A 25,388-nucleotide genomic window follows, 5' to 3' on the forward strand; every position below is an offset into this window, starting at 1 on the left:
CGTCAACGGCTCAATCGAGACCTTGCTCCTTCGCCAGCAGCGCCAGTTCGGTGCGGGAGGACACCCCCAGCTTCTCGTAGAGGTTATGCAGGTGCATCTTCACAGTGCCCTCGGAGATGCCGAGGCTGCGGGCGATCTCCTTGTTCCGCTGGCCCTGGGCGACCTGGCGGACCACGTCGCTCTCACGGGGCGTGAGTTCGGCGGTCGACGTCGGCGCCTGGGCCAGCATGGACATCACCTGCTTCATGGCCTCCTTGTCGATCCACTGACCGCCTTCCAGAACGGCCTCGACGCAGCGCACCAGCATCTCGCCGCCGGCGTCCTTCAGGATCAGGCCGTCGACCTTGAGCTTCACCGCCTCGACCAGTGGCTTGGGCTCCAGCCCGGCGGTGAGGAGGATGATCTTGCAGGGCCACCCCTCGGCCCGGGCCTGGCGCAGCAGGTCCAGGCCGGAGAGCGCCGGCATCTGGACATCCAGGATCGCGATGTCAGGCTGCCGCGCGAGGATCGCGGTGCGGGCCTGAAGCCCGTCCGAGCAGCGGTCGACAACCTCGTAGGGCGGTCCGAAGAGGCCCGCCACCGCGTCACGCATCAGGGGATGGTCGTCGGCGATCAGCAGGGTGGTCATGCGGCGATCTTCTCCAGGGGCAGGTCGATGCCGACGCTTGCGCCGCGTGGGCTGCTCGCCAGCCGGACACGGCCACCCATGGCCCTGGCCCGCTCCTGCAGCGAACGCGGGCCGACGGCGGCCTTCTTGAGGTCCTCATCCATCATCTCGCCCTGGAAGCCGAAGCCGTGCCCGTCGTCGACAATCTCGAGGCTGAGGCGGCCCTGCCCGGTCAGGGTCCGGACGGTGACATTGCGGGCCAGCCCATGGCGCACGGCGTTCGCCACGGCCTCCCGAACGATGCGGCCGATGTCGTAGGCGGTCTGGGTCGACACCATCGGGCTGTCCGACGCCATGTCAGCCAGGACGCAGATGTTCCAGTAGCGTGAAAGGTGGTCCGCCAGCTCTTCCAACTCCTCGCGAAGGTCGATCGGCTTGGCCGGCTCGTTGGATCGGGCCGGGCGCATGGCGGTGATGAAGGTGCGCAATTCGCGCTGTTCCTCGGTCAGGGCCTGTCGCAGGCCCAGCAGGCGCACCTTGGCCGCAACGGGCAGGTTGCCGGCGCGCAACAGGCCTTCGAGCTGAATCGCCGCGCCGGCCAGGAACTGGAGGACTCCGTCGTGCAGGTCGCGCGACAGGCGCACACGCTCGGCGTTGGCGGCGGTGGCGCGGTGGGTCATCTGGGCATGCCAGCGCTGCAGACCGACCGAAATCTGGGCGCTCACCATCGCGCCGAACGCCAGGTCCTCGGTGGCCGGTTCTTCCTGGTCGAGCACCAGGATCACACCCTCGAGCGGATCGGCGCGGATCGGCAGCACCAGCATCCGCTCGAACGACAGGGTCGCCAGCAGCGAAGGCGCGACCGGCGGTCCCCTGACGACGCGGGATCGGCCGTCCGGCCGCGTGATCGCCATGTCGCTGGCGCGATCATAGAGGAACACCGAACCTTCCAGGCGCGGCGACACCAGCCAGTCGTCGCCGCCGGGCGGCAGGACACGTTTGGCGTATTCGCCGCCATCCACCTCGATCACGTTCAGATAGGGCTCGTCGCCTTCGGTCCAGAGGACCATGCCGCGGCGGGTGCGGAAGAGGCCCAGCGCGTGATTCAGCGCCTCGCGGGTGGGCGGCTCGGTCTCGTCGAAGCCCGCGTCCACCGGATCCGCCATCCGCGACAACTCTTCGACCATCCGCTCGAAGTGGCGGCCGAAACCGGTGAGCAGGATCATCACCATCACGATGTAGCCGAGCCGCACGATCCATGAGAGCGCGGCGGCGTCGTCGTGGTCCGCGCCCAGCGCCGCCGACCAGCCGGCCGGGAGGAACACCGCCAGGATGGTCAGGCTCATCAACAGCGCGCCGCGCGACCCCCATTGGATCGTCGCACTCACGATCAGGAAGACGAGGGGACTGAAGAACGGGCTCTCGGCGCCGGTCGTCATGTAGAAGAGCGCCGTGAAGACCCCCAGATCGATCGCGGTCGGGAGCAGGGGCTGGCGCAGGACCCGGTAGGCGAAGCGCCGGCTGCGCGAGAGCGCCAAAAGGACGAGACTGTAGGCGAGGTACCCGCCGATCAGAGGGCGCACCAGGCCGCCCTCGAGGCTCGGCGCGTCCGGTCCGAACATGACGCCCACGGCCAGGAACCCGACCAGGACGGCGCGGGCGCCGGCCACCAGCCGCGTACTCCTGACGTAGAAAAGTCCCCTGCCGCTCAATGCCGTTCCCCGGTTCCGGGCGTCAGTCTGGAGCAGGCGCCTCGGCGTGCCCATCCTGATCGAAAGGTAGGGGTCGGCCCCCACCGTCACGCCAGATTGTTCGCTTTGCTGCGTCGCACATACTCGCAACCAAGGGGAGGCGGCGTTCTGTCCCGTGGCAAACGGCCATCGGAAAGCGTCCGCCTCCAGACAAGTCTGACCGCCCGCGGCGGTCGAAAGGGGTAGTGATGGGTGCGAAGATGAAGGCGATGGTCGCCGCGGCGGTGCTGGCTTCGGCCGGTGGCTTCGCGGCGGGCGCGAACGCCGCGACGGTGGTCCAGATCGCGAGCTACACCCAGGTCGGCGGCGGCAAGACCTTCGCCTGGGACGGCGTGGGCGGGAATGGCGGCCGTCTGTTCACCAACTCGACCCTCGCGGCCAACGCCTCGGCCGCGCAGATCGGCGCGGCGAGCGCCCAGTGGGTCAACGTCATCTTCAACTTCAACGACGCCGGCGTCATGGGCCTGCAGGGGCAACTGCTGTTCAACGCCACGGCGCCCACGGGCGCGGCGACGCAGCTGACCAACACCAATCCGATCCGCCAGAGCGGCCTGAACGGCTCGTTCGCCTTCAAATACACCGGCGGGAGCCCGGTGACGGCCTACGGGACGACATTCAACACCGGCGCGAACCTGCTCAGCGGGACGTTCACCAACGGCTGGCTCTCGGTGGGCGGCTCGTCCGGCGGGTTCGCCGACTCGTACGGCCTGACCGGCGGGACCGTTACTCTGACCTCCAGCGTCATCCCGATGAACAAGCTGATCGACGGGGACCTGGGCTTCTCGTTCTCGGGGTTGACGCCGCAGGCTGCGATCATCGGCGCGAACGGCACGCGGCAACTGCGGGACTTCCGCGCCTCGGCGGGCGCCAACTTCTCGGCCACGGCGGTGCCGGAGCCGACGACCTGGGCGCTCATGATCATGGGCTTCGGCGCGGCGGGCGCCATCCTGCGCCGCCGGGCCGCGGCCGTCGCCGCCTGAGGCGCCGCGGCCTCAGGCGTTGCGCGCCATGAGGCCGCCGTCCACCGGGATGGTGACGCCGGTGATATACGACGCGGCGGGCAGGCACAGGCTGAGCGTCATGTGGGCGACCTCCTCGGGCCGGCCATAGCGGCGCATGGCGGTGCGCCGCCGCGCGTAGGTCTGCTTGTCGGCGTCGGGAATGGCGTCGGTCATCCCGGTGAGGATCGGCCCGGGGCAGATGCAGTTCACCGTGATTCCTTCGGGACCCAGCTCCACCGCCAGCGCCCGGGTCAGGCCGGTGACCGCCGCCTTGGCCGCCGAGTAGGGGCTGTCGCGACTGGTGGCGCCCAGGGCTTCGGTCGAGGCGATGTTGACGATGCGGCCGGCCGGCGACTGTCGCAGGTAGGGCAGCGCCGCGCGGATGATCCGTTGGTGCGACGTGACCAGGACGTCCATCGCACGGCTCCAGATGCGGTCGTAGTCTTCTGAATCGATGGGCGAAAAGGCGGATATGCCGGCGTTGTTCACGATCGCGTCGAGGCGCCCGAACTTCAGTGCGACGGAGTCGACCACGTCCTGAATCGCCTGAGGATCGGAGACATCCATCGCCCAGGCTTCGGCGCTGCCGCCGGACTGGCGGATGGCCTCGGCGACGGGGCCGCAGGTCTCGAGCTTCAGGTCGGTCACGGCCACGTGCGCGCCCTCCGCGGCGAAGACTTCGGCGGTGGCGCGGCCCATGCCTGACGCGGCCCCGGTGACCAGGACGACGGAGCCGGCGACGGATCGGGTGGTCATGGTCTTCAACGTCCCTGGAATACGGGTTGGCGCTTCTCGAGGAAGCTGGCGACGCCTTCCTTGTGGTCTTCGGTCTGCATCAGGAGGCGAATCTTCTCGATGGCCCAGGCCCCGATCTCGCGCGGATCGCCGTAGGCATACTTGCTGAGGCCGGCCTTGAGGTGGCGCACCGCCAGCGGCGGGTTGGCGGCGATGCGGCCGGCCAGCTCGCGGGCCTTGGGCAGGAGGTCGTCGTGCGCGGTCACCTGGCTGACGAGACCGATGCGCAGCGCCTCGGCGGCGTCGAAGATGTCGCCGGTGAACAGGAGCTCGGCGGCCTTGGCCGGGCCCACGATGGCCGGCAGCCGATAGAAGCCGCCCACGTCGCAGACCAGCCCGCGCTTCACGAACAGCTCGCCGAACTTCGCCTTCTCGGACGCCAGCCGGATGTCGGCGAAGAGCGCCAGCTCCATGCCCCAGCCGACGGCGGCGCCGTTGACCGCGGCGATGATGGGCTTGTCGCACTCCAGGGCCGCGATGGCCGCGGGCGTGGCGTTGAAGGTGACCGGCATCGGGGCCCGCGAGACGGGCTTGGGTCCGGCCATGATCTCGCCGACGTCGTCGCCCGAGCAGAAGGCAGGGTCCGCGCCGGTGAGGATCACGCAGCGGACGTCAGGGTCGGCGGCGGCGGTCCGCAGGCTTTGCTCCAGCTCGTCGTAGGCCGGATAGTTGAGGGCGTTGCGGCGGTGCGGCCGGTTCAGGGTGATCGTGGCGACGTGGTCTTCCACGGTCACCAGCGTGTGTTCGAACCCGGCGCTCTTTTCGGCCAGCGAGACCATGGGCGCTCCTCCTCTTGGCTGGCGACTGTTCGCCTGGGGGACGAGCAGGTCAACGGTGACGCCCCGTCAGCGACGGGCGGTCGCCGGAACCCGCAGGCGACGGGTGCGGGCAAAGACTCTCCTTGTGGAGAACGGCGTTCGGTCGCCAAATAGGCCGCACAAGGGGAGGCCAGTCGATGCGGTTTGCGATCACGGCAGGTCTGCTCGCCTGCGCTTGCATGTTTCCATCCGCGACCCTGGCCCAGGCGGGGAAGCGCACGATCGACGGCGACTGGGCGATCAACTTCACCATCCCGATGGAGACGCCGGCCGGCGCCACGGCGCTGGTCGTTCCGGAGGCTGAGGCGAAGGTCCTCGCGGCCAAGGTGGGGGCCGCGCTGGCGGCTGAGTTCGCCGCCGACCTGGATCCCGAGCTGCCGATGCTGGTGGAGCACTCCGATGGCCTGCCGATCGTGCGCGGACAGCGACGCTCGCGCGTGGTGATCCAGCCGGCCGACGGGATCCTCCCCTACACCCCGGAGGCCCGGAAGTCGCTCAGCGACCCGCCGCCGCCAGGCAGCTACGACAATCCAGAACAGCGGCCGAACGCCGAGCGCTGCCTGGTCGGGTCGGGACAGGCGCCGCTGGTGAATTTCTCGCTGGACAGTCAGATCCAGATCGTAGCGACCGCAGACCACGTCGCGATCCACTCCGAGTACGGCGACGACGTGCGCATCATCGCGTTGAACAAGCCGCACGCGCCGAAGGCGCTGTGGTCGCGCCTCGGTAGCTCTATCGGCCACTGGGAGGGCGAGACCCTGGTGGTGGAGACGATCGGCATGCCGGACAGCGACCGTGTGCGCCTGGCGCCGACCCTGTTGGTGTCGGGGGACGCCAAGGTGGTCGAGCGCTTCACCCCGATCTCGGATCGCGAGATGCTGTACCAGTTCACGGTGGTCGACCCGAAGACGTTCAGCGGGCCCTGGCTGGCCGAGTTCTCGTGGTTCCGCGCCAGGACGCCGATCTACGAGCACGCCTGCCACGAGGGGAACTATTCGCTGCGGAACATCCTTCTGGGCGCGCGCCAGCAGGAAGAGGACGCAAAGGCCGGGGGAGCCGCCCGCTAGAACCGGTTTCGATCCGGCGACGCCGCCAGCACGGATGAAACAGGCTCTTGTCCGCAGCTCTAGCGCGGAAGCAGCCGGCGTTCGGCCATGACGCCCAGCCAGTGGCGCAGGGTGTCCTCGCTGTCGTAGCAGCCGGGAAAGCCGGCCTGCCGCAGCTTGATGGTGCTGACCAGAATCGGAAGCGTGACCGCCTCGACGCCCGGGCGTAGCAGGGCGTCGGCGTAGTGGTGGCTCTCGCCCAGCAGGGCGGGCAGCGGGATGGGGCGCAAGTCATGCCGGGCGGCGAGGGCGGCCCAGGCCTCGCCGCTCGCGGCCAGGAGGGGCGCGATACGGGTCGGTTCGGGCGGGCCGAGCGGCATGCCCAGGGCGTCGGCGATAGCCGGCCACACCTCGGGCCAAGCGAAAACGTCGCCGTTGGTGATGTTGAAGGTGTTGTTTCCAGCGGCGGGGGACCGGGCCGCCCAAAGGAACGCGTCCCCCAGCAACCTCGGGTCGACCAGTTCCATGACGTGGGCGGAGCCGCCGGGGTAGGCCAGTGGGAGACCCTGTTCACGACGCAGGGCGGCCCAGGCGCCGATGGCCAACAGCGGGTTCATAGCCGCGCCCCAGGCGGCGCCGACCACGATCTGGGGCCGGAATATGGTCCAGGCAAAATCGAACTGCGCCGCCCTGGCGTGAAGCCAGTCCTCCTGAAGCCAGTAGAAGTTGGCGTGGTCGTCGCGCGGCGCCCGTTCGCGTGCCGGGAGCGGCGGCTGCTTCAGGTGCGCGCCGTAGGCCTTCGTGCCCTGCAGCAGGGTCACGTGCTGCAGACTTCTGGCGGCGTGGGTGAGCGGCGTCATCAGGTTCTGCAGCATGGAGAGGTTGGTCTCCATCTGGTCGGCCTCACGCCAGCCCGCGAGCAACCCCGGCTTCTCATACAGTGCGGCGTAGACGACGTGCGTGACGTCCGAGAGGCCTTCGAAAGCCGCCTGGCAGGCCTGGGCGTCGGTGAGGTCGACGGCGATGTGGCGGACGTCGCCCGGCGGCATGGGGTCGGGGGTCCGGCGCGACGTCGCGATCACGCGCCAGCCGGCCGCGGCGAAGGCGGTCATCGCCGCCTCGCCCACCAGTCCCGTGGCGCCCGCCACCAGCACCGTGTCCATGCGCGCCTCCTTGATCCCGGGGGCAGACTACCCCCACGCCACCCTGCCGCATGGTCAGTCTTGCCAGTGCCTCGCGCGGAGACGAAGCATGCGCCCAACAAGCGTTTGGGAGGCGCAAAGCGCATGCCGGAATTCCGCACCGTCGACGCCGGCAAGGTCAGGATCCGCGCCGCCGTAGAGGGCGAGGGGCCGCTGGTGGTCATGGTCCACGGCTTCCCCGAGAGCTGGTACTCGTGGCGCGACCAGATCGGGCCTGTGGCGAAAGCCGGCTACCAGGTGGCCGCCATCGACGTGCGGGGCTATGGCGGGTCTGACAAACCGCACCCGATCGAAGCCTACGACATGGAGGCCCTGACCGGCGACGTGGCCGGCGTGATCGACGCGCTGTCGGACGACGGCAAGGCGATCCTGATGGGGCATGACTGGGGCGCGCCGATCGTCTGGAACACGGCGCTGTCGCGGCCCGACAAGATCAAGGCGGTGGCCGGCCTGTCGGTGCCCTTCACGGGCGTGCCGCACAAGCCCTTCAGCGAGGTCTTCAAGGAGCTCTTCACCGACAAGGGCCACTTCTTCTACCAGGCCTGGTTCCAGGAGGTGGGGCCGCCCGAGGCTGAAGCGGAGAAGGACGTCCGCGACTTCCTGCGCAAGTTCTACTTCGGCATCTCGGGCGACGCCCCGGACGGCTCATGGCCCGCCAAGAAGCACGGCGCCAGCCTGCTGGAAGGGATGATGGATCCCGGCGAGTTCCCCGCGTGGCTGACCGAGGAGGAGCTGGACTACTACGTGGCCGAGTTCGAGCAGTCCGGATTCCGCGGGCCCATCAGCCGCTACCGCAATCACGAGCGCGACTTCGCCTGGCTGCAGCAGTTCAAGGACCGCAAGCTCACGATGCCGACGCTGCTGATCGGCGGCGACCGCGACCCGGCGTTCAACGGCTTCGGCCGCATCCCGGACCCGGGCGCGCTGATGCGGGCGTTCGCGACTGACCTGCGTGGCGTCCATGTCCTGCCGGGCTGCGGCCACTGGACCCAGCAGGAGCGGCCCGACGAGGTGACCGCCCTCCTGCTCGACTGGCTGAAAGGACTCTGATCATGGCCGACCTGGAACTGCGCCAAGAGGGCGAGGTGGTCTGGGCCACCATGAACCGGCCCGACCGCCTGAATGCGCTCAGCCGCAACCTGGTGACCGAGCTGCGCGAGTTCTTCGTGGGGCTCTACTGGCGCCGCGACGTGCGCGTGGTGGTGCTGCAGGGGGCCGGCGCCGCCTTCTGCGCCGGGCTGGATCTGAAGGAGCGCGGCGACCCGCAGGGCAGCCGCTCGATCGGCGCCGGCCTGACGCGGCAGCGCGAGATCAGCGAGATCGTCATCGCCATGCGCCGCTGTCCGCAGCCCATCATCGCCTGCGTGAACGGGGCGGCGGCCGGGGGCGGCTTCGCGCTGGCGCTGGCGTCGGACGTGCGGATCGCGACGCCGAAGATGCGCATGAACGCCGCCTTCATCCGCATCGGCCTTTCGGCCTGCGATATCGGCGTGAGCTACTTCCTGCCGCGCATGGTGGGCTCGTCGGTGGCCGCCGAGTACATGCTGACCGGCCGCTTCATCGACGCGCAGCGGGCCTACCAACTGGGCCTGGTGAGCCGGGTGGTCGAGCCCGACCAGCTCGAGGCCGAGGCCAAGGGCTTCGTCGAGGACATGCTGCACGCGACCCCGCTGGGCCTGCGCCTGACAAAGGAGGCGCTGAACCACGCCATCGACGCAGGGGGCCTTGAGGCGGCCATCGCGATGGAGGACCGCAACCAGATCCTGGCCAGTTCCGACGGCGACTTCCAGGAAGGGGTCCAGGCGTTCCTGGAGAAGCGCAAACCCCACTATTCCAAGCGGGACGCCTGACCATGATCGAGCTCTGGCACTGTCCTGACGCGCGCTCGTTCCGGCCGCTGTGGGCGCTGGAGGAGATGGGCCTGCCCTACCAACTGCACCTGCTGCCCTTCCCGCCGAGGGTCCGCGAGCCGGGCTACCTGGAGATCAATCCGCTGGGCACCATCCCGGCGCTGAAGGACGGCGACACCTTCATGTCGGAGAGCGCGGCCATCGTGCAGTACCTGTGCACGCGCCATGGTCCGAGCGATCTGGCCGTCGCAGTGGACGATCCGGCCTATGGCGCGTGGCTGAACTGGCTGCATTTCGGCGAGGCGACGCTGACGTTCCCGCAGACCCTGGTCCTGCGCTATCGCCAGTTCGAGCCGGGCAAGGCCGAGGTGGTGGCCGACGACTACGCCCAGTGGTTCCTGAGCCGCCTGCGCCACGTGGACCGCACCCTGGGCGACGGGCGCGAGTGGCTCTGCGCCGGCCGGTTCACGGGCGCTGATATTTCCGTGGGTTACGCGCTACTTCTCGCAAGACAGCTGAAGCTGGACGGCAAGTTCTCGCCCGCCATCCAGGCCTACTGGGACAGGCTCAAGGACCGCCCAGGCTTCAAGGCGGCCAAGGCCGCGCAGAAGATGGATCTCTCAGAGGCGCTGTCGACATGATCACGCTCTACGACCACCCGTTCTCGCCGTATGCGCAGAAGGTCAAGATCTCGCTGCGGGAGAAGGGGCTGGCGTTCGAAGCGCCGATGCCCGGCGGCCTCGGAGCCGGCGGCGCGCAGGGCGCGTTCGTGGAAGCCAGCCCGCGGGCGGAGGTGCCGGCGCTGGTGGACGGCGACGTCCGCGTCTTCGATTCCACGATCATCCTGGAGTACCTGGACGACGCCTATCCAGAGCCTGCGATGCGCCCGAAGTCCGCCGCCGAACGGGCCCGCGTGCGAATGCTGGAAGAGGTGATGGACACTCACTTCGAGGCGATCAACTGGGGGCTCTCGGAGATCCGCTGGTTCCGGCGTGCGGAGGGCGAGAAGGCCGAGGCGCTGTTCGCCGCGGCGAAGGCCCAGACAGAGGGGTTCTTCGCCTGGCTGGAGCAGCAGCTGGGCGAGCGCGAGTGGTTCAACGGCGAGACCTTCGGGTGGGGCGACCTGTCGGTTGTGCCTTACCTGAACGGCTCGGTGGGCCATGGCCATCCGCCGGCCAAGGGCACGAAGCTGTCGGCGTGGCTGGCGCGGGCCAACGCTCGGCCGTCGGTGGCGGCGTGCGTCGCCGACATCGCCGCCCTGAACTCGGCCGGCGCCTCCATGACCAACGTGGCTGAGCTGGTCGAGAAGGGCCTGTTCAAGCGCGAGTACCGCGACCACCGCCTGGAGTGGATGATCAAGTCCGGCGGGATCGACGTGGTGCTGAAGGGCCTTGAGCGCGATAATATCCGCTTCGCGCCGGCGTTCAGTTAGGCCAGCAGCGCCTCGGCCACCAGGTCGGGGTGGGAGGCGTGGAGCATCCGCCCGGCATCGGCGCGGCGGATGAGGCGGTGGCCGGGCAGGGCGGCGTTCCAGAGGGCGTCCGCGTCGCCCGCGCGGTACAGCACGTCCTGCTCGCCGATCAGCCGGGTCCAGGCCGAGCCGTCGGGCAGGCGAGGCGGCGTCCACGACAGGTAGCCCTTCTGCTCGTGCGTGAAGCCCCAGGTGGAGCGCAGCGCCACGAGGCGGGCGGATTCCACATAGTCCTCCACCACGGTCGGATCGGTCAGCAGCGCGGTGTCGGCAGGGCTGCTGCTCAGCGAGTTGCGCAGCAGGCGCTCCAGGGTCTGCGGACTGAGGCGGCTGCCGAGGAAGCGGGCCAGGACGTCGATCATGTGCGGCTGGCGCACGAACAGCCACTTGGCCCCGTTCATGAACCCGTCCCAGCGACTGTCGACGGCGTAGGGCGTGAAGGGATTGATCAGGACGGCGCGCTCGATGCGTTCAGGGTGTTCCAGGCCGAGGCGCAGCGCCGCGTCCTCGCCGCCGCGGCAGACCAGCCGCACCTTCTTCAGCCCAAAGGCGTCCATCACGGTCAGCAGGTCCGAGAGCGCCGCGCCGTCGGCATCGCGCTCGGGCGCGTCGGTGAGGCCGTAGCCGGGCCGCTCAATGGCGATGGGACGCAGGCCGCGGGACTGCAGGGCGCGCACCAGTCGCCGATCCAGCAGCGAGCCCGTGGCGGCGCTGTGAAATAGCAGGGTCGGCTGGCCGCTGGCGGGGCCGAAGTCGGAGAGCGCGATCCGGCCCGCCTGGTCGCGGCGGTTGACGAAGCGCAGGGGCCGGAGCGCGCTCCAGGAGGCTCCGGCCGTCAGGTTGCGGTTGCCCGCGACGCCCAACAGGACGACGGCCTCGGTGGTGAGGCGCGACAGGTCGGTGGCGCTGCGCAGATCGAAGCGGTCGAACAGGGCGCTGAGCTCGTCCTTGATGGCGTGCTCGCTGATGTGAAGCGTGGCCGCGGCCTCGGCGCGGGTCAGGCCCAACGCCAGCAGAAGACAGGCCCCGGCGCTGCGCTCGGACAGGCCCAGGGCTTCGCGCAACATGCCGGCCTGGTCCAGTTGCAGGTCGCCGCCGCCGACGGCGGCGTGGAGCAGGCGCACCAGGTCGGTCTGGCGGCCCGCGCCGGCCTTGCGCATCGCGAACTTCAGCGCCTTGCGGGCGGTCTCGTAGCCGACGTCGGCAAGTTTGGCGCCCTCGATCAGGTCGCCGGCCGAGATCAGACCCTGGACGGTGCGCGCCTCGACGGGCGTGAGCCGCCAGCTGGCCAGCGCCCGGTCGGCCAGGTCGCGCTGCTCGAACGGCCGGTAGGCGAGGGCGGCGTAGGCGCCCGGGCCGCTGGCGGAAAGCATCTCCGGCGGCAGGCTCCAGGCCTGGGCATCCTCGAGGCGACCCAGCAGCAGGACAGTGCTGCCGCCGCCGCGGGCCGTCACGGTGACGAGCGCGGCCACGCGGGGACCGCGGAGCCAGCCCTGGATCGCGTGGGTCACTTCATCGGGATCGAACCAGCGTCCGAAGCGCGCGTCATGGCCGCGGACCCGGCCTTCGCCGTCGAGGACCGCCACCGCCAATGCGCCGGCAGGTACGGTCACGGGCGCGCCGCCGCTCCCGTCGTCGGCCGGATGAATGGCCGCGCCGATGGTCGCGAGGATCCGGTCGGCCTCGCCCTCGGTGTCGGATTGTCGAGCCAGCCGCAGCATGGAACGACGATACGTGGAAAGGCCTAACGGACAACCAAACGCACCCGTTACGCGAACACCGGACGCCCGTTCGTCGCGCACCGCGCGTCCACGAGTGGGGGCGATCTTGCCAAGTCCGCCGAAAGGCGGGATGGACGATCACGACAGTTTGGGGCGTTCATGAACAAGATTATTGCGCTTGCGCTGGCCGCCGTGGCCACCGCATTTCTAGCGTCGCCGGCGGCCGCGAGCCCTGTCGAGCAGACCAAGGCGCCGTGGAAGGATGCCTTCCGTCAGCTGGAAGGCGAGGAGTGGCCGACGCCCACCGACTATCGTAGCGCCAGCGGGGCCCCGGGCCACCGCTATTGGCAGCAGAAGGTCGACTACAAGATTCAGGCGCGCCTGGACGAGCCGACCAAGACCGTCACCGCCAAGGCCACGATCACCTACAAGAACAACTCGCCCGACCGGCTGACCTACCTCTGGCTCCTGATGGACCAGAACATCTTCCGCCGCGACTCGATCGCCGAGCGGACCGCGACCGTGGGTTCGGCCAACGAGATCAGCCTGAACCAGCTGCGCCGGGTGCAGAAGTTCAAGGAGTGGGAGGGCGGTTTCAAGCTGATCTCGGTGAAGGACGGCTCGGGCCGGACGATCCCGCACACGGTGGTCGACACCCTGATGCGCGTGGACCTGCCGCAGGCGCTGGCCTCGGGGTCCTCGACGACCTTCACCGTTGAATGGTCGTACGCGCTGAACGAGAACAAGGTGGTGGGCAGCCGCGACGGCTACGAGTGCTTCACCAAGCCGGGTGAGGACGGCAACTGCCTGTTCCTGGGCGCCCAGTGGTTCCCGCGCTTGGCGCGCTACACCGACTATGAGGGCTGGCACAACAAGGCCTTCCTGGGATCGGGCGAGTTCACGCTGGAGTTCGGCGACTACGAGGTCGCGCTGACGGTCCCCAACGACCACGTGGTGGCCTCGACCGGCGACCTGCAGAACCCCGGCGCCGTGCTGACGTCGGCCCAGCAGTCGCGGCTGGCGCAGGCGCGCAACGCGAAGGAACCCGTCTACATCGTGACCCCCGACGAGGCGCTGGCCGCCGAGAAGGGCAAGGCCACGGGCGTGAAGACCTGGGTGTTCCGCGCCAACAACGTCCGCGACTTCGCCTGGGCCTCCAGCCGCAAGTTCGTTTGGGACGCCATGGGCGTGAAGCAGGACAGCACTGAGCAGCCGCTGGTCATGGCGATGAGCTTCTATCCGAAGGAGGCCCGGCCGCTTTGGGACGCCTGGTCGACCAAGGCCATCGCCCACACGATCGACACCTACAACGACTTCGCCTTCCCGTACCCGTACTCCAAGGCCCAATCGATCAACTCGATCAACGGCGGGATGGAGTACCCGATGATGACCTTCAACGGGCCGCGCCCGGTGAAGGACAAGAAGACGGGCGACATCACCTATACCGAGCGCACCAAGGCCGGCCTGATCGGCGTGATCATCCACGAGATTGGCCACACCTACTTCCCGATGGTGGTCAATTCCGACGAGCGCCAGTGGACCTGGATGGACGAGGGCCTGAACACCTTCCTGGAGTTCCAGGCCGAGAAGCGCTGGGCCAAGGACTTCCCCACCAATGACGGCGAGCCGCGCCATATCGTCGAGTACATGGTGAGCCAGAACCAGGTTCCGGTGATGACCCAGTCGGACTCGCTGCTGCAGTTCGGCCCCAACGCCTACGCCAAGCCCGCGACCGCGCTGGTGATCCTGCGCGAGACCGTCCTGGGGCGCGAGCTGTTCGACAAGGCGTTCAAGGACTACGCCACGCGCTGGCGGTTCAAGGGCCCGACGCCCTACGACTTCTTCCGGACCATGGAGGAATCGAGCGGTGTCGATCTCGACTGGTTCTGGCGCGGCTGGTTCTACTCGACCGACCATGTGGACATCGCGCTGGACGGCGTGGTGGCCGCCAAGCTGGAGCCGGCCGACGCCGAGGCGCTGGCCAAGTCACGGCGCGACCGGGTGGCCTCCGAGCCCATCAGCCTGACGGTCAGCCGCAACACCGAGCCCACCGTGGACGAGCGCGACCCGAAGGTCCGCGACTACTACGACAGCATCGACCGAAACGATGCGACGCTGGCCCAGAAGAAGAAGGCCAAGACCGCCGACGAGGACCTGACGGCCGAGGAGCGGGTGGCGCGGAACCAGACCGACACCTTCTACCGCTTCACGTTCAAGAACCTGGGCGGGCTGGTGATGCCGGTGATCCTGAAGCTGGACTTCACCGATGGCTCAACGGAGACCGTGCGCATTCCGGCCGAGATCTGGCGGCGGAACTCCAAGCAGGTGACGTGGCAGTATGTTACGCCAAAGACCCTGAAGCGCGCCGAGCTGGATCCCCTGTGGGAGACGGCCGACGCCGACCGCGACAACAACCTGTTCGAAGGTTCGGGCGCGGCCAAGGTGCTGAAGCTGGCGCCCGGACGGCCTGAGGACGAGAACAAGCTGAAGGACAACGAGCTGCGCGTGGCGCCCGACAGCCTGACGCCGCTGCCCGCGACGAAGCCGGCGGACGCGCCCAAGTGAGGCTGTTTGCGGCGCTGATCGGGGCGGCGATGCTCGTCGTCCCGGCCGCCGCCGTGGCGCACCGGGGACACGCGTCGCTGACCGTCATGGAGATCGATGCGGCCACCGGGGCGGTGAAGATAAGCCACCGCATGGCCGCTCACGATGTCGAGCCGGCGCTGTCGGTGATCGCCCCTGACGAACAGCAGAGCCTGGACGACCCGGCCGCCGTGAGGGCGCTGGAGGCCTATGCCGGACGCGCCTTCCAGGTGTGGGACGCCGATGGTCATCGGGTGACGCTGACGCATCGCGACACGATCCTGGCCGGCGACAGCGTCGAGCTCGTCTACACCGCCCAACTGCCGGCGCCAGCCAAGTCGGTGAGCGTGGACTCCAACCTCTTCGAAGACGCCCACGACGACCAGGAGAACCAGGTCAACGTGCGCCGCGGCAAGGTCACGAAGACCGCGGTCTTCCGCCTGGGCGACGGCGCGCAGAAGATCAGCTTCGACTGACGCTACGTCCCTCGCAGGCGTCGCGTTGACGTGGCGTCCCCGTTGAACCGGGCGGGCGCTCGCGTAGGGTCTGCCGGGTCAACGACGACCGGGAGGATGGGCCGATGAGCCCCGCCGACGACCACGCCCTGCTGGTGAACGAGGCCGCCCGCGCCCTGCCACCGTTCAAGCCTCTGCCGCAGAAGGCGCCGGACGTCTCGATCGAGAAGACGCCCGACGGGACCTACTACGTCCGATCGAACCATCCGCCCGCCGAGGGGCCGCGCTCGATCGCCCACCTGCTGGCCGACAAGGCCGCCGCGCACCCCGACCGGCCGTACATCCTGCAGCGCGCGCCGGGCCACGGGCCGTGGCAGGGCGTGACCTATGGCGAGGCCAAGCGGGCCGCCGATGGCATCGCCCAGTGGCTGTTGATCCAGGGACTGACCGGCGCCGACAGCGTGATGGTGCTCTCGGCCAACTCGGTGGAGCACGCCCTGGTCATGCTGGGCTGCTACACGGCGGGCGTCCCGATCGCGCCCATCAGCCCGGCCTACAGCCTGATCTCGACCGACCACGCCAAGCTGAAGCACTGCTTCGCGACGGTGAAGCCGCGGGTGGTGTTCGCGCAGAACAGCGCGATGTTCGCGCGCGCCTTCGAGACCTTGAAGGCGTTGGATCCGACGCTGAGGTTCGTGACCGTCGACGGCGGCGAGGGGACCATCCCGCTGGCTGAGCTGACCGCCACCGCACCCACCGCCGCGGTCGATGTCGCGCGCGAGGCGCTGACGCACGCGACGGTGGCGAAGTATCTGTTCACCTCAGGCTCGACCGGCATGCCAAAGGGCGTGCCGCAGACGCATGGCATGTTCGCGGGCGTCATCGCGGGCACCGAGGGTCTGCGCGACGAACCGGCCGATCCCGATGTGATCCCGCAGGTGCTGGACTGGATGCCGTGGAGCCACATCTCGGCGGGGAACATCGGGTTCAACGGGGCGATGTGGGGCGGGGCGACCCTGCACCTCGACGAGGGCAAGCCGATCCCCGGCCTGTTCGAGACCACGATCAAGAACCTCTACGAGATATCGCCGATGGGCTTCGGGTCGGCGCCGGTGGCGTTCGGCATGCTGGTGGAGGCGATGGAGAACGATCCGCGCCTGCGCGCCAGCTTCTTCAAGAACCTGCGCAGCTGCGGCTACGGCGGCGCCACGCTGTCGAACGACGTATCGGAACGGCTGCAGAAGCTGGCGATCGCCGAGACGGGCTACCGCATCCCGCTGACCACCATGTACGGCGCGACCGAGACGCAGGGGATCACGGTGGTCCACTGGATCACCGAGCTGGTGGGTCTGATTGGTCTGCCGCTGCCGGGGATCACGCTGAAGCTCGTGCCCAACGGCTCCAAGCTGGAGGTCCGGGTGAAGGGGCCGACGGTGACGAGCGGCTATCACAACGATCCAGAGAAGACCGCCGCCGCCTTTGACGACGAGGGCTTCTACAAGCTGGGCGACGCCTGCCGGTTCCTGGACCCCGACAAGCCCGAGCTGGGCCTGGTGTTCGACGGCCGCGTGACCGAGGACTTCAAGCTGGACTCGGGCACCTGGGTCTCGGTCGGCACGCTGCGGCCCGACCTGGTGGCGGCGTGCACGCCTTACGCCTTCGACATGGTGATCGCGGGGCAGGACAAGCCGTACGCCACCGCCCTGATCTGGCCGTCGCCGGCGGCGCTGCCCACGCTGGGCGACAATCCGCTGGAGAAGCTGACCGAGGTGCTGAAGGCGCGGATCGCCGCGTTCAACGCCACGGCAGGGGGCTCGTCGCGGCGGATCGCGCGGTTTGCGATCATGATCGAGCCGCCCTCGATCGACGCCGGCGAGATCACCGACAAGGGCTATGTGAACCAGCGGGCCACCCTGGAGCGTCGCGACGCCCTGGTGAAGGCGCTGTATGCGAATCCGCCGGGACCCGGCGTGGTGGAGGTTTAGACGGCCATGAGCGAGATCATCCTTCACCACTATGACACCTCGCCCTTCTCGGAGAAGGTGCGGTTGATGCTGGGGATCAAGGGGCTGGCCTGGCGCTCGGTGATCCAGCCGGTGATCATGCCCAAGCCCGACCTGATCCCGCTGACCGGCGGCTACCGGCGCATCCCGGTGATGCAGATCGGGGCCGACATCTACTGCGACAGCCAGGTGATCCTGGCCGAGATCGAGCGGCGCCATCCGACGCCGCCGGTGGTGCGCGGCGCCGACTGGGCGGTGAACCTCTGGGCCGACCGGCTGTGGTTCCAGGCCACGGTGGTGGTGATCTTCGCCGAGATGGGCGACGCGGTGCCCAAGGAGTTCATCGCCGACCGCGAGAAGCTGTCGGGCCGGCCCTTCGACACCGGCGCGATGAAGGCCGCCGCGCCGTTCATGCGACCGCAGTGGCGGGCGTATGCGGCCTGGCTCGAGGACGGCCTGCAGACCGGCGATGACTTCCTGGGCGGGGCGACGCCCTCGCTGGCGGACGTCGCGGCCTGGATGAACGTCTGGTGGCTCTCGGGCGCTACGCCGAGGATCGCCGACGAACTGCTCGCGGGACTGGACCGCACGCGGGCCTGGCGCGACCGTATCCGGGCCATCGGGCACGGTCAGCGCACCGAGATGGCGCCCGCCGAGGCGGTGAAGGCCGCCCATGCGAACGAACCCGCGCCCGACCTGGGGTGCGACGCGAACGACCCGTCCGGCCTGAAGCAGGGCGACAAGGTGGTGGTCCAGGCCGACGACTACGGGCGCGATCCCGTGGAGGGCGTGCTGGTGGGCCTGACGCGAGACCGGATCACGATCGCCCGCGAATGCGGCGAGGTCGACGTGAGCCATGTGCATTTCCCGCGGGCCGGCTACGTGCTGGTCAAGGGTTAGGTAGAGGTAGGGAAGGGACGAGAGATGAACGACCGCGTGCAGATCGACATCACCGACGGCGTCGCCGACGTCCGGCTGGTGCGGGCCGACAAGATGAACGCGCTGGACAACGCCATGTTCGACGCCCTGATCCAGGCCGGCGAGCGGCTGAAGGGCGAGAGCGGCGTCCGCGCCGTGGTGCTGTCGGGCGAGGGCAAGGCGTTCTGCGCCGGCCTCGACACCTCCAACTTCGGGGCGATGGCCTCGGGGGCTCGTTCCGGCGGCCAGAGCAGCACCGGCGACGCGCTGGTGACCCGCAACCGCACGCCTGGCGGATCGAACCGCGCGCAGCATGCCGTGATGGTTTGGCGCGAGGTGCCGGCGCCCGTGATCGCCGCAGTCCACGGCGTGGCGCTGGGCGGCGGCTTCCAGCTGGCCCTGGGACCCGACATGCGGTTCGTGACGCCCGACGTGAAACTCTCGGTTTTCGAGATCAAGTGGGGCCTGGTCCCGGACATGGCCGGGCTGGTGTTGATGCGCCAGCTGGTGCGCGACGACATCGCGCGTGAGCTGACCTACTCGGGCCGCATCTTCAACGGCGAGGAGGCGCTGCGTATCGGCATGGCGACCCGTTGCGTCGCGGACCCGCGGGCCGAGGCCCTGGCGTTCGCGAAGGATGTGGCGGGCAAGAACCCGCACGCCATCCGCGCGGCCAAGCGTCTGCTGAATCTTGCGGCGGAGGCCGACCAGCGCGAGGTCCTGCTCGAAGAGAGCCGGGAACAGACCGCGCTGATCGGCTCGCCGAACCAGATCGAGGCCGTGAAGGCGAATATGGAGAAGCGGGTGGCGAACTTCGCCGAGGTCGAGGTCGAACCTCCGGCGCCGGTGTTTGGCGGCTAGGTCTCGGAGCCTGTTCCGATCAGGCGCAGCCGCCTGATCGGAGCTCGATAGGCGATGGCCTAGTTGCTGACGGCCATCTGCGTCTGGGCGCCCAGGCGGGCCTTCGCGTCATTGACGGCGAACTTGAAGCACGAGGCGTACATCTCGCGCGGGAAGGTCGCGCCGACGACGGCCTTGGTGCAGACCTTCTTGGCGGCCTTGGCGATGTCGGCCTGGATCTGGTCGCTGGTCTTGCCCGACAGATTGATGCGGGCGGTTTGGGCCGAAGCGGGGGCGGCGATCATGGCGGCGACAGCCGCGACGGTCAGGATGCGGATCATGGCGATGAAATTCCGTCGGTATGGGTTCATACAAAACCCCGTTCCGGCGTTCCTCTCAGACCGCTGCCGGTGACTTGCGCGCCGGGCTCGCCGTCTGGTGCCCCCTTGATTCCGCGATCTTGACCTTGACGCAAGCGTTAAGTTGTCGCGGTGCAGCAATAATGTTGCAATGCGAGATGATGGGACAGTGATCGGTGATAATCTGAGCGCCAGGCGCCCCTTGGAAAAGCTCACTTTCTATCTGTTTCAAGATGTTGCGATCAGAGAGCGCAGGTCGCGACGTTTTCTCGCAGCTGCGACTAGCCGCGCCCGATGAAGGGCATCTGGGTGGCCATCACCGTCATGAACTGAACGTTGGCGCTCAGCGGCAGGCCGGCCATGTAGACCACCGCATCCGCGACGGCCTTCACGTCCATGACCGCTTCCGGCTTCAGCGTCCCGTCGGCCTGGGGCACGCCCTTGGCGATTTGGCGGGTCATTTCGGTGGCCGCGTTCCCGATGTCGATCTGGCCGCAGGCGATGTCGTAGGCGCGCCCGTCCAGCGAGGTGGAACGCGTCAGGCCGGTGATGGCGTGCTTGGTGGCGGTATAGGCGATCGAGCGAGGCCGCGGGACATGCGCCGAGATCGAGCCGTTGTTGATGATCCGTCCGCCGCAGGGATCCTGATCCTTCATCAGGCGGAACGCGGCGCGGGTGCAGAGGAAGGCGCCGGTCAGGTTGATGTCCACGACCCGCCTCCAATGCTCAAGGCTGTGATCCTCGAGCGGGGTCGGCGGCGCGCCTGTGCCGGCGTTGTTGAACACCAGGTCGAGCCGGCCGAATCGGGCCTTCGTCGCGGCGAACAGGGCGTCGACCGAGGCCTCGTCTGACACGTCGGTCGGCTGGACCAGACACGGCGCGCCTTCGCCGAGCGCCGCGGTCGTCGCCAGTTCGGCCTCCCGCCGGCCCGCCAGGGCCACGCTCCAGCCGTTCTGGAGTAGCGCCAGGGACACAGCCCGCCCGATACCGCTGCCGGCTCCCGTAACGATAGCGACCTTCGCCATTGTGATCTCCCTCGACGCTGATAAGCCCTCGTGTGCTTCGACATACCCGCCTTACGAGAGCTCCATGCCCGATTTGCCGCCGCCCTCCCCGGAAGTCGAGGCCGTCGTGGTCTATGCGCCGCGACTGGCGCCCCTGGGCGGCGAGGCGGTGTTCAGCGCCGTGCAGATTTCGCCCGAGGTGCTGAAGACCGAGCCGCGCCTGGACGAGGCGCTGAAGACTGCGCCCGGCGTGTCGCTGTTCCGCCGCACGGGCAGTGGCGCGGCCAATCCCACGACCCAGGGCCTGTCGCTGCGCGCCATCGCGCCATCCGGGGCAGGCCGGGCGCTGGTGACCCTGGATGGGGCGCCGCAGAACGACCCCTTCGGCGGTTGGGTGATCTGGAGCGGCTTGCCCTCGGAAGGTCTTGCGGGGGCGACGGTGGTTCGCGGCGCCGGCTCGGGGCCCTATGGCGCGGGCGCGCTGACGGGGGTGGTGGCGCTGACCGAGCGGGCGACTCCGGACGGGGTCGCCGTCGCCGAGGCTTCGGCCGGCGAGCGCGAGTCCTATCGCGCGGCGATCGCGGCCGGCCTGCCGGGCGTGCTGCTGACGGCGTCAGGCTCGCGCACGGAAGGCTACCATGCGGTGCGCGGCCCGCGGCGGGGCGCGGCCGACACCCGGCTGCGCCTGGAAGACGCCTCGGTGGCGCTGCGGGTGCAGCATGAGTTCGGGACGGTCCAGACGGCGGCGCGGGTCTCGGCCTTCCAGGTCAACCAGCAGGCCGGCCTGCGTGGGGCGCGGTCGAACACCTCGGGGGCGTCGGCGGCCCTGACGGTGGCCCAACCCGCGAGCGAGGGCGTCGGCGGGTGGCGACTGCAGGCCTGGGCGCGGGCCAGCGACCTGGAGAACAGCTCGGTGGCCGTCGCGGCCGGCCGGGCCACGACCACACCCGCCAACGACCAGTACGATACGCCGGCCGTGGGCTACGGCTTCAACGCTGCGCTGCAGGGCAAGCAGGGCGCCTTCGCCTGGGAGGTCGGCGCCGACATTCGCGCCGCCGACGGCAAGGAGCAGGAGCTGTTCCGCTTCCTAAACGGCGCCTTCACCCGCGACCGGACCGCCGGCGGCGAGACGCTGGTCTACGGCGCCTACGCCGAGGGCGTGCTGGACCAGGGCCCGTGGCTTCTGACTGGCGGCGTACGGCTGGACCGCTCGCGCGCGTTCAACGCGGTGCGCATCGAGCGCGACCGGCAGACAGGCGCAGTGCTGCTGAACCAGGGCGCGGCCGATCGGTCCGACACCACGCCGACCGGCCGTGTCGGGGTGCGTTACGAGGTCGCCGACGACCTCTTCCTGCGCGCGGCCGCCTACGCCGGCTTCCGGGCCCCGACCCTGAACGAGTTGCACCGGCCGTTCCGGGTGGGGAACGACATCACCGAAGCCAACCCGACCCTCAAGCCGGAGACCCTCCAGGGCGTCGAGGCGGGCGTGGCGGGCGAGGGCGCGGTCCGTTGGAGCGCGGGCGTGTTCTACAACCTGCTGAAGGACCCGATCACCAACGTCACCATCGGCGTGGGGCCTGGGACATTCCCGACAGCGGGCTTCGTCCCGGCGGGCGGCACCCTGCGCCAGCGCCAGAACGCCGGCGAGATCGAGGCCTGGGGATTTGAAGGCGAGGCGTCGGGCCGATTTTCGGACGCGTTCGCCTGGCGCGCCGCGGCGGCCTATACCGACGCCGAGGTGCGCGGCGGCCGCAGCGCTCCGCAGCTTTCAGGCCGGCGTCCGGCCCAGACGCCGAGATGGACGGCGACGGCGGGCGCCACCTTCCGCCCGAGCGAGATCCCCGTCGAGCTGTCGGCCGACCTGCGCTACGAGAGCGCCCGCTGGGAGGACGACCTCAACAGCCGCAGGCTGTCGGCCGGGGTGCAGCTGGATGCGCGCGCCGGTTGGCGGGTCACCGAAAACGTCGAGGTCTTCGTAGCCGTCGAGAACCTCTTCGACGCGAAGCTGGAGGTGGGCGAGACGGCGGACGGGGTCGAGAGCTTCGCAGCGCCCCAGACCCTCCGCATCGGCTTCACGTTCCGCCAGTAGCCCGGCGGGTTGGTCTCGACCCGACGCTAGGCCGAGGCCTTCGGGAACAGTTCCTCGTGCCGCGCGCAGACGCGGTCCCAGACCGTTGCGGCTTCGGGGATGTCCAGTTCGAACTCTCGCTGCAGCACGGCGACGAACTCCGCGGCCGTATCGATCAGGCTGTCCTCCTTCACGCCCGGCCGCAGACGGCGGAAGGCGCGGCCGCGGAGCAACCGGATCTCGTCGCCCATGTGTCTCTGGGCGATGGCGGTCATGACGAAGACGGAGGCCGGCGACGTCTGCAGCTCCAGGCACTTGGCCGAAAGCAGAGCCGGGTCCGCGGGGTCGAGGCTGAAGTCGAAATTCGGGGCGCCGCCGGCATCGTGGTTGTGGAGCCGCCACCATCCGCCTGCGAGTCTCTGCAGGCGGTATTCGAAGCCGTCCGAGCGGATCGGGCCGTCCTGCAGCGGGAAGGGGTCGCGCGAGCCGTCGCCGAACCCGACATCGGCGATCCAGAGGCCCTCGGGCAGCTCGACCAGCAGCACCAGGTGATTGCCCACCGCCTCGTCGCCACGGACCATGCGGTGCACGCCGCCCGCCAGGCGGGTGACCTTGAAGCCGATCTCTTCCAGCGCTGCGCCCAAGAGGCCGTTCATCTCGTAGCACCACCCGCCGCGGCCGCGTCGGACGATCTTGTCGAAGGCCTCGGCCGGGCTGGTGGTCAGCGGCCGCCCCAGCTGGACATCGAGGTTCTCGTAGCTGATCGAAAGCGCATGGGCGCGGTGAAGCGCTTTCAGGGTGGCGAGGTCAGGTCGCGGGAGACCGGTGAAGCCGATGCGTTCGAGGTAGGCTTGGAGTTCCATGGACGAAGACCTAGGCGCCCCGCCACAACTCCGCCAGGGCCGATTTGGCGGACGCCGCCAGTCCGCTTGCGACGCCGGACGGCGGCTCCTGACCGCCCTTTAGCGGCTCTCGAGAAACTTGAGGACGGCCAGTTCGAACGGTCGCCCCTCGCGGGCCCGCAGGTCGAGTTCGCCCTTGGCGTAGGCGTCGAGAATGGCCGGGTGGATATAGGCGCTGCGGGCGACCGCGGCGGTGTTGCCCAGCAGGCCGGCGACGGCTTTCGCACAGGTGTTGAGGTTGCGCTTTGACGCCGAGAGATCGGCGCACTCGGGCAGGGTCAGGGTGCGGGCTGCGGCCACGGTGCCGGCCCAGGTGCGGAAGTCCTTGGCCGAGAAGTCCTCGCCGATGGCCTCTCGGATGTAGGCGTTGACGTCGGCGCTCTCGACAGCGCGGCGTTGGCCGTCCGCGTCGAGGTACTGGAACAGGCGCTGGCCGGGCAGATCCTGGCAGGCCTTCAAGACGCGCGCGAGCCGGCGGTCGTTGAAGCCGGTGGCGTGGGACCTTCCGCTCTTGCCGCGGAACTCGAAGACCGCCTTCTCCGCGCCGATCCTAACGTGGCGGTTGCGCAGCGTCGTCAGGCCGAAGCTCTTGTTCGTCCGCGCATACTCCTCGTTGCCCACACGGATCAGGGTGGTCTCCATCACCCGGATCACGGCGGCCAGGACCTTCTCGCGAGGCAGGCCGCGGCGGGCCAGATCGGCCTCCACCCTGGCGCGGAGGCGGGGCAGGGCGCGGCCGAAGGCCAGGAGCCGGTCGTACTTGTGAGCGTCGCGGGCCTCTCGCCAGCGCGCGTGGTAGCGATACTGCTTGCGGCCCCGCCGGTCGCGGCCCACCGCCTGGATGTGACCGTTCGCCCTGGGGCAGATCCAGACGTCGGTCCAGGCCGGCGGTATGACCAGCTCGCGGATTCGGTCGAGTGTCCGGGCGTCTGTCACGGCCCTGCCGTCGGGGCCCGTGTAGCCGAACCCGTTCTTGGCAGCCTTCCGGCGGATGCCGGGGTCCTGGTCGGAGACATAGGATAGGCCCGCCGGCATCGGCGCGGTCTCGGCCTCGTCGCCCACGTCCTTCGGCATCCCGACCTCCACTGGCTGGGCCGCAACGTGATATGGCCACCCCGGTTCCGCCTGCAGCCCATGGATCGCCGTGAACTATCGCCACGCCTTTCACGCCGGGAACTTCGCCGATCTGGTGAAGCATGCCGGTCTCCTACGGCTGCTGGCCGAGCTCACCGCATCGGGCGGGCCGCTGACGGTGATCGACACTCACGCCGGCCGCGGCCTCTACGACCTGGGCGGCGCCGAGGCGAAGCGGTCGGGCGAGGCCGAGGCCGGCGCCTTGAAGCTGCGAACGGCCAGCGATGCGCCACCGGAGATCGCCCCGCTGCGCCAGGCGGTCGCCGACCTGAACGGGGGCGACGCCGTGCGGCGTTATCCGGGTTCGCCGTGGCTGATCGCCGAAGCCCTGCGGCCGGGCGACCGATACATCGCCTGCGAACTGCGACCCGAGGAGCACGAGGCGCTGCGCGCGACGCTGCGGGGGCGAGAGGCGGTGCGGACCCTCAATACCGACGGCTATGCCGCCGCGGTGGCCCAAGGTCCGGCTCAGGGGCGGGTGCTGGTTTTGATCGACCCGCCGTTCGAACGAGCGGACGACTACGCGCGCATCGTCGAGACGGTGGCCGCGCTGAGGGCCAGAAATCCCAAGGCTCAGGCTCTAATCTGGCTGCCGATCAAGGATCTCGAGACGCTGGACTCGTTCTTGCGCGATCTGGAGGATGAGGTGGCCGCTCCGATGCTGGTGGCCGAGGCTCGTGTTCGGCCCTTGAGCGATCCGATGAAGATGAACGGCTGCGCGCTGGTGCTGGTCGACGGGCCCGACCTTGCCGCACCTTTTGCCGCGATCTGCGGCTGGGTTGCCGACGCGCTGGGCACGGGCGGCGGATCGAAGGTCTACGCGCTTTCGCCACAATAGTTTCGCAACTGCGAAGGTGGTG

Annotated in this window: 23 protein-coding genes; 13 read left to right on the top strand and 10 right to left on the bottom strand. The window is 69.3% G+C overall.

The genetic code is table 11. From position 1 onward, the window contains the following. Positions 1-10 precede the first annotated feature (10 nt). Positions 11-628: a response regulator transcription factor gene (locus EPN98_RS22280; RefSeq protein WP_293365138.1), complete on the bottom strand. Its 618-nt coding sequence runs from the start codon at positions 626-628 to the stop codon at positions 11-13. Next, positions 625-2,277, bottom strand: a complete 1,653-nt coding sequence (locus tag EPN98_RS22285; RefSeq protein ID WP_293365139.1) for a histidine kinase — start codon at positions 2,275-2,277, stop codon at positions 625-627. Before EPN98_RS22285 ends, EPN98_RS22280 begins: the two co-directional genes overlap by 4 nt. A 269-nt stretch (positions 2,278-2,546) precedes the next feature. Between EPN98_RS22285 and EPN98_RS22290 the strand changes: the two genes are divergently transcribed. After that, positions 2,547-3,338: a PEPxxWA-CTERM sorting domain-containing protein gene (locus EPN98_RS22290; RefSeq protein ID WP_293365140.1), complete on the top strand. Its 792-nt coding sequence runs from the start codon at positions 2,547-2,549 to the stop codon at positions 3,336-3,338. 12 nt (positions 3,339-3,350) lie between these two features. Here EPN98_RS22290 and EPN98_RS22295 read toward each other — a convergent pair whose 3' ends face one another. After that, positions 3,351-4,115, bottom strand: a complete 765-nt coding sequence (locus tag EPN98_RS22295) for an SDR family oxidoreductase (protein ID WP_293365141.1) — start codon at positions 4,113-4,115, stop codon at positions 3,351-3,353. A gap of 5 nt (positions 4,116-4,120) precedes the next feature. After that, positions 4,121-4,933: an enoyl-CoA hydratase-related protein gene (locus EPN98_RS22300; RefSeq protein ID WP_293365142.1), complete on the bottom strand. Its 813-nt coding sequence runs from the start codon at positions 4,931-4,933 to the stop codon at positions 4,121-4,123. A gap of 176 nt (positions 4,934-5,109) precedes the next feature. Here EPN98_RS22300 and EPN98_RS22305 point away from each other — a divergent pair, with 176 nt between their 5' ends. Next, the gene (locus EPN98_RS22305; RefSeq protein WP_293365143.1) at positions 5,110-6,039 is read left to right on the top strand and encodes a hypothetical protein; all 930 of its coding nucleotides are present in this window, start codon (positions 5,110-5,112) and stop codon (positions 6,037-6,039) included. A gap of 59 nt (positions 6,040-6,098) precedes the next feature. Here EPN98_RS22305 and EPN98_RS22310 read toward each other — a convergent pair whose 3' ends face one another. After that, a complete protein-coding gene (locus EPN98_RS22310; protein ID WP_293365144.1) occupies positions 6,099-7,181 on the bottom strand; it encodes an SDR family oxidoreductase in 1,083 nt (360 codons plus the stop codon). 123 nt (positions 7,182-7,304) lie between these two features. On the opposite strand from EPN98_RS22310, the gene EPN98_RS22315 reads away from it, so the two are divergent. From EPN98_RS22315 to EPN98_RS22330, 4 genes are read left to right on the top strand one after another with little or no spacing between them, the layout of a single operon-like run. Continuing rightward, a complete protein-coding gene (locus tag EPN98_RS22315; RefSeq protein ID WP_293365145.1) occupies positions 7,305-8,270 on the top strand; it encodes an alpha/beta hydrolase in 966 nt (321 codons plus the stop codon). A gap of 2 nt (positions 8,271-8,272) precedes the next feature. Continuing rightward, positions 8,273-9,070, top strand: coding sequence for an enoyl-CoA hydratase/isomerase family protein (locus EPN98_RS22320; protein ID WP_293365146.1), 798 nt, complete (start codon positions 8,273-8,275; stop codon positions 9,068-9,070). A 2-nt stretch (positions 9,071-9,072) separates the two neighbouring features. Then, the gene (locus tag EPN98_RS22325) at positions 9,073-9,711 is read left to right on the top strand and encodes a glutathione S-transferase family protein (RefSeq protein ID WP_293365147.1); all 639 of its coding nucleotides are present in this window, start codon (positions 9,073-9,075) and stop codon (positions 9,709-9,711) included. Then, the gene (locus tag EPN98_RS22330) at positions 9,708-10,502 is read left to right on the top strand and encodes a glutathione S-transferase family protein (RefSeq protein ID WP_293365148.1); all 795 of its coding nucleotides are present in this window, start codon (positions 9,708-9,710) and stop codon (positions 10,500-10,502) included. The genes EPN98_RS22325 and EPN98_RS22330 overlap by 4 nt, the downstream gene beginning before the upstream one ends. On the opposite strand, the gene EPN98_RS22335 is transcribed toward EPN98_RS22330, so the two are convergent. Next, entirely contained in the window at positions 10,499-12,262 is a 1,764-nt protein-coding gene (locus EPN98_RS22335) for an alpha/beta fold hydrolase (RefSeq protein ID WP_293365149.1), read from the bottom strand. The genes EPN98_RS22330 and EPN98_RS22335 overlap by 4 nt on opposite strands. Before the next feature lie 159 nt (positions 12,263-12,421). Between EPN98_RS22335 and EPN98_RS22340 the strand changes: the two genes are divergently transcribed. The 5 genes from EPN98_RS22340 to EPN98_RS22360 all read left to right on the top strand — a co-directional run bounded on the left by EPN98_RS22340 (position 12,422) and on the right by EPN98_RS22360 (position 19,082). Next, complete coding sequence (locus EPN98_RS22340) at positions 12,422-14,827, top strand: M1 family metallopeptidase (protein ID WP_293365150.1); 2,406 nt, start codon at positions 12,422-12,424, stop codon at positions 14,825-14,827. Continuing rightward, on the top strand, positions 14,824-15,321 hold the full coding sequence (locus tag EPN98_RS22345; RefSeq protein WP_293365151.1) for a DUF6702 family protein: 498 nt from the start codon (positions 14,824-14,826) through the stop codon (positions 15,319-15,321). Before EPN98_RS22340 ends, EPN98_RS22345 begins: the two co-directional genes overlap by 4 nt. A 104-nt stretch (positions 15,322-15,425) precedes the next feature. Then, positions 15,426-17,285 carry an AMP-binding protein gene (locus EPN98_RS22350; RefSeq protein WP_293365152.1) on the top strand — a complete coding sequence of 620 codons (1,860 nt, stop codon included), beginning with the start codon at positions 15,426-15,428 and terminating at the stop codon, positions 17,283-17,285. Positions 17,286-17,291: 6 nt separating this feature from the next. Continuing rightward, entirely contained in the window at positions 17,292-18,203 is a 912-nt protein-coding gene (locus EPN98_RS22355; protein WP_293365153.1) for a glutathione S-transferase family protein, read from the top strand. Positions 18,204-18,227: 24 nt separating this feature from the next. After that, positions 18,228-19,082: a crotonase/enoyl-CoA hydratase family protein gene (locus EPN98_RS22360; RefSeq protein ID WP_293365154.1), complete on the top strand. Its 855-nt coding sequence runs from the start codon at positions 18,228-18,230 to the stop codon at positions 19,080-19,082. Between the two features lie 59 nt (positions 19,083-19,141). On the opposite strand, the gene EPN98_RS22365 is transcribed toward EPN98_RS22360, so the two are convergent. Next, positions 19,142-19,432: a hypothetical protein gene (locus tag EPN98_RS22365; protein WP_293365155.1), complete on the bottom strand. Its 291-nt coding sequence runs from the start codon at positions 19,430-19,432 to the stop codon at positions 19,142-19,144. A gap of 269 nt (positions 19,433-19,701) precedes the next feature. Continuing rightward, positions 19,702-20,445: an SDR family oxidoreductase gene (locus tag EPN98_RS22370; RefSeq protein ID WP_293365156.1), complete on the bottom strand. Its 744-nt coding sequence runs from the start codon at positions 20,443-20,445 to the stop codon at positions 19,702-19,704. Between the two features lie 64 nt (positions 20,446-20,509). On the opposite strand from EPN98_RS22370, the gene EPN98_RS22375 reads away from it, so the two are divergent. Further along, entirely contained in the window at positions 20,510-22,513 is a 2,004-nt protein-coding gene (locus EPN98_RS22375) for a TonB-dependent receptor (RefSeq protein ID WP_293365157.1), read from the top strand. 26 nt (positions 22,514-22,539) lie between these two features. Here the strand turns inward: EPN98_RS22375 and EPN98_RS22380 are convergent, their stop codons facing one another. Both EPN98_RS22380 and EPN98_RS22385 read right to left on the bottom strand, forming a co-directional pair. Continuing rightward, on the bottom strand, positions 22,540-23,355 hold the full coding sequence (locus EPN98_RS22380) for an arylamine N-acetyltransferase (RefSeq protein WP_293365158.1): 816 nt from the start codon (positions 23,353-23,355) through the stop codon (positions 22,540-22,542). A 99-nt stretch (positions 23,356-23,454) separates the two neighbouring features. Next, positions 23,455-24,468: a DNA topoisomerase IB gene (locus EPN98_RS22385; RefSeq protein WP_293365159.1), complete on the bottom strand. Its 1,014-nt coding sequence runs from the start codon at positions 24,466-24,468 to the stop codon at positions 23,455-23,457. Positions 24,469-24,538: 70 nt separating this feature from the next. Between EPN98_RS22385 and rlmJ the strand changes: the two genes are divergently transcribed. Beyond that, on the top strand, positions 24,539-25,366 hold the full coding sequence (gene rlmJ / locus EPN98_RS22390; RefSeq protein ID WP_293365160.1) for a 23S rRNA (adenine(2030)-N(6))-methyltransferase RlmJ: 828 nt from the start codon (positions 24,539-24,541) through the stop codon (positions 25,364-25,366). The last annotated feature ends 22 nt before the right edge of the window (positions 25,367-25,388 follow it).

The organism is Phenylobacterium sp., assembly GCF_004299445.1.
In the GTDB taxonomy this organism is placed as follows: Bacteria; Pseudomonadota; Alphaproteobacteria; order Caulobacterales; family Caulobacteraceae; genus Phenylobacterium.

Excerpts from the sequence above, each read along its gene's own strand:
- EPN98_RS22280 (WP_293365138.1), bottom strand. The coding sequence starts at position 628 with ATGACCACCCTGCTGATCGCCGACGACCATCCCCTGATGCGTGACGCG.
- EPN98_RS22290 (WP_293365140.1), top strand. The coding sequence starts at position 2,547 with ATGGGTGCGAAGATGAAGGCGATGGTCGCCGCGGCGGTGCTGGCTTCG.
- EPN98_RS22295 (WP_293365141.1), bottom strand. The coding sequence starts at position 4,115 with ATGACCACCCGATCCGTCGCCGGCTCCGTCGTCCTGGTCACCGGGGCC.
- EPN98_RS22300 (WP_293365142.1), bottom strand. The coding sequence starts at position 4,933 with ATGGTCTCGCTGGCCGAAAAGAGCGCCGGGTTCGAACACACGCTGGTG.
- EPN98_RS22305 (WP_293365143.1), top strand. The coding sequence starts at position 5,110 with ATGCGGTTTGCGATCACGGCAGGTCTGCTCGCCTGCGCTTGCATGTTT.
- EPN98_RS22310 (WP_293365144.1), bottom strand. The coding sequence starts at position 7,181 with ATGGACACGGTGCTGGTGGCGGGCGCCACGGGACTGGTGGGCGAGGCG.
- EPN98_RS22315 (WP_293365145.1), top strand. The coding sequence starts at position 7,305 with ATGCCGGAATTCCGCACCGTCGACGCCGGCAAGGTCAGGATCCGCGCC.
- EPN98_RS22320 (WP_293365146.1), top strand. The coding sequence starts at position 8,273 with ATGGCCGACCTGGAACTGCGCCAAGAGGGCGAGGTGGTCTGGGCCACC.
- EPN98_RS22325 (WP_293365147.1), top strand. The coding sequence starts at position 9,073 with ATGATCGAGCTCTGGCACTGTCCTGACGCGCGCTCGTTCCGGCCGCTG.
- EPN98_RS22330 (WP_293365148.1), top strand. The coding sequence starts at position 9,708 with ATGATCACGCTCTACGACCACCCGTTCTCGCCGTATGCGCAGAAGGTC.
- EPN98_RS22335 (WP_293365149.1), bottom strand. The coding sequence starts at position 12,262 with ATGCTGCGGCTGGCTCGACAATCCGACACCGAGGGCGAGGCCGACCGG.
- EPN98_RS22340 (WP_293365150.1), top strand. The coding sequence starts at position 12,422 with ATGAACAAGATTATTGCGCTTGCGCTGGCCGCCGTGGCCACCGCATTT.
- EPN98_RS22350 (WP_293365152.1), top strand. The coding sequence starts at position 15,426 with ATGAGCCCCGCCGACGACCACGCCCTGCTGGTGAACGAGGCCGCCCGC.
- EPN98_RS22355 (WP_293365153.1), top strand. The coding sequence starts at position 17,292 with ATGAGCGAGATCATCCTTCACCACTATGACACCTCGCCCTTCTCGGAG.
- EPN98_RS22360 (WP_293365154.1), top strand. The coding sequence starts at position 18,228 with ATGAACGACCGCGTGCAGATCGACATCACCGACGGCGTCGCCGACGTC.
- EPN98_RS22365 (WP_293365155.1), bottom strand. The coding sequence starts at position 19,432 with ATGAACCCATACCGACGGAATTTCATCGCCATGATCCGCATCCTGACC.
- EPN98_RS22370 (WP_293365156.1), bottom strand. The coding sequence starts at position 20,445 with ATGGCGAAGGTCGCTATCGTTACGGGAGCCGGCAGCGGTATCGGGCGG.
- EPN98_RS22375 (WP_293365157.1), top strand. The coding sequence starts at position 20,510 with ATGCCCGATTTGCCGCCGCCCTCCCCGGAAGTCGAGGCCGTCGTGGTC.
- EPN98_RS22380 (WP_293365158.1), bottom strand. The coding sequence starts at position 23,355 with ATGGAACTCCAAGCCTACCTCGAACGCATCGGCTTCACCGGTCTCCCG.
- EPN98_RS22385 (WP_293365159.1), bottom strand. The coding sequence starts at position 24,468 with ATGCCGAAGGACGTGGGCGACGAGGCCGAGACCGCGCCGATGCCGGCG.